The sequence below is a fragment of the Flavobacteriales bacterium genome (genome assembly GCA_020435415.1).
Lineage (GTDB): Bacteria > Bacteroidota > Bacteroidia > JACJYZ01 > JACJYZ01 > JACJYZ01.
The window spans coordinates 1-5,025 of the sequence record JAGQZQ010000143.1 but is presented as its reverse complement, the minus strand read 5'-3'; the positions used below and the strand labels follow the sequence as shown (position 1 = coordinate 5,025).

The window sequence follows — 5,025 nt, the reverse complement described above, 5'->3', positions numbered from 1 at the left end:
GACGCACCTTCTCGGAAACAGCAATGGTGCGGAAGCGTTCCAGCACGTCCTTGTTGACCTCAACCTCCACCTTTTTGCCCATCACGTTGTAGAGCTTGATTAAAGAGCAGGAAGCTTCGAGTTGCTCACCGTATGCCTGCCTACCGTCGTGTTGGCCCATGTATCGGCAGGCAGGCTGTTGCTGTATGCTGATTTCAGACTCTTTCCAGTTCCTCCAGCAGTGCCTTCCGCTGGGGATACTCTTTCCGGAACCGGTCGATCAGAACATCGACTTTTTCCCCGGCGCCCAGCTTACGCATTCTGCGCAGGAAACGGCAGGCCGTCTGGTAATAACCTCTTCCGGTATGCTGTTGGAGGTATTCGGTGATCTTCTGTTCATAGATTCCGGCCAGGTCGTCCGGGTAATCCTTTGCCAGGTAGGGTTCATATTCCCGGACCCCTTCCAGGGTGAGCGGCCCCTCACGTACCCATTGTATCAGGCGGTCCCACCATGCTTCGTCGATGAAGATCCGGGCAACGGTATGAAAATGACCCCAGGCGTCCCGCTTGCTCATTTCGCTAACCAGTTTTTCCACAAAGGCTGGCCACTCATCCACCTCAACATGGGTCTTCATCAGTTGCCAGTATTCTTCCTTATCACGGTGGGAGCCGATGAACAATTGCCTGGCATGGTCAATGATGGTGTTCCTGTCTTTTTTCTGCACGGCCACTTTCAGCTGCCAGTCCTGCCATTCATGCACCAGTCCGGGGTATTGCTTGCGGTTTTTGCGCATACCGTCTTCGGCGATACGGACGACCTCATCATAATCCCCTTTTGCGAATGCGTTTTCCAGGGCGGTCCGCCGGATGGTGGGGGTGGAAAGGTTTTCCCGGATAAGTTGTTCAGCGGCTTCGGGCTTCCCGGTCTTTTTCAGGAGAAGCAGCTTGATGCGCAGGGCCTGTTCCATCTCATATCTTGAAATGCCACCCGAAGGTTCCCGGAGTCCGCCTCTATTCGTCCATTCCGGTTCTTTCCCGGAATAAGTATGTATGACGCCATCCAGCAAAGCCATCATCTGGTCCGTTTCCTTTTGGGTTTGAACAAGCAGGACGGCGATGTTGAGCATGCCCGTGTGCCAGTCCCAGCCCTCGAACAGTTCTTTCTGGTACGCTTTGATGCAGTAAGCGAGCAGTGATTTCCGCAGATCATCGGATAATTTTGCGGAAGCAATATCGCCAAGCAGGTGTATGGCCTCGTCGATGGCCCCGCCGATGTCGCCGTTGCTGTCGTCGGCAAACTGAAAGGCTTTTGTCATCTCTTCCAGCATGGCGCAACTGATGAAGATGGCGCTTTGGAAGTTCCCGCGATCAAAGTGGTTCCGGGCCGTTACCATCAGGCCGTGCATCATTCTTCCCACATGCCCGGTGGCCGACCAGGGGATGAATCCGTCGCGGCCTGCGGCCTGGCGGAGGATGGAGCGTATCTGTTTGTTGTAATCTCCCTGTGACTCATCCGTGTTCTGATGGGCAAAGGCCGACAGCAGGGTGTTTCTGAAGGGAGAAGATTCTGCGGCTTTTTGGCGGACGAAGTCTTTCAGTTCATCATGGGAGATGTTTCCCAGCAATTCATCCACTTTACCGGCAACGGTTTTGCGTTTTTTCCTAGTTTCGGTTGCCGGTCTCTTTTTCCTTTGGGGTTTTTCCTTGGAGGCATCGGGTTGCAGGCCCAGTGTTTCCTGTTGAAGATAAAAGATCACGGCCACGATGTGTTTGCAAACGGGTCCCTGGTCGTACGGACAACTGCACAGGTGGTGGGTGACCGCATGGTCTTTGATCTGTAACCGTACCCTGTATTCTTCGGTGCCTTGCACAACGGCTTCGTACTGCCCGGATGAGGTTTCTTCCACTTCCTGTACCTGTCCTTTTTTGAAATAGGACAGTCCGCGTTTGAGGATGGTGTCCTCTATGAATTGCTCGAATTGTGTAAGTGGGATTTGCATGGCAGGCATCAAGGTTAGTATCCTTTATCTCACCTTCCAATAACCTCTTGTCCCACCTACCCGTTCGATCTTCCCATCCTCTTTCAACTTATCAAGATGATATTTTACCCCATCCTCCGTAATGTCTCCCAACACCTCTGCCAGTTCTTTCCTGCTCATGGACGGATTCTCTTTCAGCAGTTCTATGATCCTTTCAGGCATCTTTAGGGTAGTTATTCGGGTAGTTATTTGGGTAGCGATTTGGGTAGTACTCTTTTTTGATATCAGGGGAATGATCGTCTTAAAAATGTCCCCTTCCAGGAACTCCGGTTTCGCACCGGGTGTATAAATTCCGGTATATTTATTGACATTCCGTATGCCCGATCCCAGCTCGTCCACCCGTCCGATCTCCTTAAAGAAGCGCGCGATCACCGGATTCTTCGGATAGGGTGAGAAATTGGCCGGGTCAATGGCCCCCGAACCGTGAGGCCGGTTCCAGTTTTCGGCATAGACCCTGTTTTTCTCAATGATCAGCTTGGCCGGGAAAGCATTGGAAAATTCCCGGTGGATGAGCATGTTGCTGACCACTTCCCGGAAGAGCCTGTCGCGCAAACTGCTCCTGTGTTCGTTTTCCTGGTAGAACTTATCCGGCAGGTGTTTCTGGATAAAGGCCATGAGCCGGTCATAACTTTCAATGAGATTGGTGCGGATGTCATCCCGGTCATCGTAGCGATCAAGATTTTCTATACGAAGTATCGCATCGGTCTTATGATGAGGCAATACGTCCATGATCGTTTCATCTTTGCCAAAAAGTAGGATGGCAGCCAGCGTATAGCCATCCTTTCCGGTCTGATGATCGTGCTTGAACAACCCTGCTGACCGTAGTAATTCTTCATCAGTCATGCTTACCCAGGGATGTTCCTTATAGCCTGAACTTAAATTTTGAGCAGTGATACGAACCCGCTTAAAGAGCCCGGATTTGAAATCGGAAAGCCTGGTGTAAGGGAACACCCTGTTTTCCGAATAGGTGTTTTGTTTTCGCAAATAGAGTTGCGTAACCTGATCGGTGTGCTTGGTGACATCAAGATCCCCATCTTCATTGCGGTCGAATATCCTTCCGGCGGTGCTGTGTACCTGGGAACTTTCCGGTACATACACATGGATGATTTGCTTTTTCTGATATTGGATAACCTTTGCCGACAGGTAAAAGGGCGGACTGAGCTTATTGGGATTGTTGGCGCTTGTGATGATGTGGTCGATGATGGTTTGTATGCGGTCTTCCTGCACGCCTTCCACCGTACCGTCATTTTTCACGCCCAGCAGCAGGTGTCCTCCGTTGCGGTTGAGGAAAGCGCAAACGGATTCAAAAGCGTCTTTGTTCAGGTCGGTCCGCGAGGTTTTGAATTCGACCTCTATGCTTTCGCCTGTGTTCAGTATCTGCCGGAGTTGTTCGGGGTTCATGCCGCTGTGATTTCACGGGTGATGAATGAAATCATCCTGTGAAAGTAAGCATCCCGGTTCAGATTTTTGAACGGCTTTGAAAAATTCAGGAGCAATTTCCCTGAGATTCATCTGGACAGGTGTTCACCATATTCCGGATTACACTGCTCACTTTAAAACGGGTTTAGGTGTTCAGGTTGTTCGGATTATGCACAGGCAGAGTATGCAAACCAATTCTTGTTCTAAAATCACCCGTGTGACTTTCTACACCACTTGTTCCCCATTGCATTTCGGGAAATCCTCAGCTTTGCCCCAATCCAAATTACACACGGTGTTCGACTTTCAAAGACTGGACGTTGAGAGCAGCAACTGCATACGGCAACAGCATACAGTTCGGTAACCGAGAATCCCTGCCTTTTGGTGGAGATGATTCATTCCTTAGGCTGAGTATGTGAGACAATGTGCGCCCTCAAATCACCCCGGTGACTTTTTACATCCCTTTGTCTCCATTGCATTCCGGGAAATCCCCAGCTTTGCCCCAACCCAATCATACACCATGTTTGACTTTCAAAGACTGGACGTATACCACAAAGCCAAACAATTGCACAGGGACACGGTGCAGTTTCTGAATGAGGTCAAGACCGACCGGAACACGAATGATCAGTTGAAGCGTGCTTCGTTCAGCATCATGTTGAACATTGCAGAAGGCGCCGGGCGTTTCACCAAACGAGATAAGAAGAACTTTTTTATCGTGGCAAGGGGCTCGGTATTTGAATGCGCTGGGATCTTTGACTATCTGCAGGATGTTTACCCGGAGGCAGAAAGTTCCTGCAATATCTTCCTGGACAAGCTGGAAGAACTGTCCAAGATGCTGTATGGGATGATCAGGAAGTTGTCGGAGTAGATAAGGTCAGCAACTGCATACTGCAACAGCATACAGGGACAAAAACAACAAGAGCATACGGTGAATCGGAGGTTCTGTATGCTCCACACTGTATGCTCTTGCTGTTTTTGTAGCCCCGACAGGAATCGAACCTGTATCTAAAGTTTAGGAAACTTCTATTCTATCCATTGAACTACGGGGCCAGGTATTCTAATGCGCTAATGTGTTGATGTGCTAATGTGTTAATGACTATCAGAGTGTGTTTTCGTGGTGGCTGATTGAACTTTGTTTTTAACCGATGTTGAAATGATTCTTGATAATAGTTTCTGAATTGATAACAGGTCTTTCAATAAAACATCTGCGTTAGGGTAATTATGGGAATGCTGACAAAGAAGAAGCCAGTATTCGGTTTCGTGCGCCTCCTTCTGTGCAATTTTCAATTTATGTATAAAATCTGCTCGGCTTTCTGCCGTTTGTGCTTCCCTCACCAATGCGCCTATTGCTGTACCTGATCTCAACACTTGTCGACCAATGACAAACTTTTTCAATTGCTCCAATTCCTCGGCAAACCGAATGACACCTATCGCAAAATGAAAGGTGATATCAACAATCGGATTTCCCGTCTCTTCTTTCATCGTATTATTAACCACACTTTACTATTGCCAACAACCCTGTTCATCACCGCATCAGCACATCACCGCATTAGCACAGGCAAACCGAATGACACCCATCGCAAAATGAAAG

General features: G+C 49.1%; 4 protein-coding genes and 1 tRNA gene. 1 reads left to right on the top strand and 4 read right to left on the bottom strand.

Annotation, left to right across the window (positions count from 1 at the left end; all coding sequences use genetic code 11):
- Positions 1–194 precede the first annotated feature (194 nt).
- A complete protein-coding gene (locus KDD36_14680) occupies positions 195–1,979 on the bottom strand; it encodes an SWIM zinc finger family protein (GenBank protein ID MCB0397894.1) in 1,785 nt (594 codons plus the stop codon).
- 24 nt (positions 1,980–2,003) lie between these two features.
- On the bottom strand, positions 2,004–3,419 hold the full coding sequence (locus KDD36_14675; protein ID MCB0397893.1) for a putative DNA binding domain-containing protein: 1,416 nt from the start codon (positions 3,417–3,419) through the stop codon (positions 2,004–2,006).
- Positions 3,420–3,954: 535 nt separating this feature from the next.
- Here KDD36_14675 and KDD36_14670 point away from each other — a divergent pair.
- Positions 3,955–4,302 carry a four helix bundle protein gene (locus tag KDD36_14670; GenBank protein ID MCB0397892.1) on the top strand — a complete coding sequence of 116 codons (348 nt, stop codon included), beginning with the start codon at positions 3,955–3,957 and terminating at the stop codon, positions 4,300–4,302.
- Between the two features lie 110 nt (positions 4,303–4,412).
- On the opposite strand, the gene KDD36_14665 is transcribed toward KDD36_14670, so the two are convergent.
- Together KDD36_14665 and KDD36_14660 are read right to left on the bottom strand one after the other, a co-directional pair.
- Positions 4,413–4,484, bottom strand: a tRNA-Arg gene (locus KDD36_14665).
- Between the two features lie 39 nt (positions 4,485–4,523).
- Positions 4,524–4,916, bottom strand: coding sequence for a four helix bundle protein (locus KDD36_14660; protein ID MCB0397891.1), 393 nt, complete (start codon positions 4,914–4,916; stop codon positions 4,524–4,526).
- Positions 4,917–5,025: the final 109 nt, after the last annotated feature.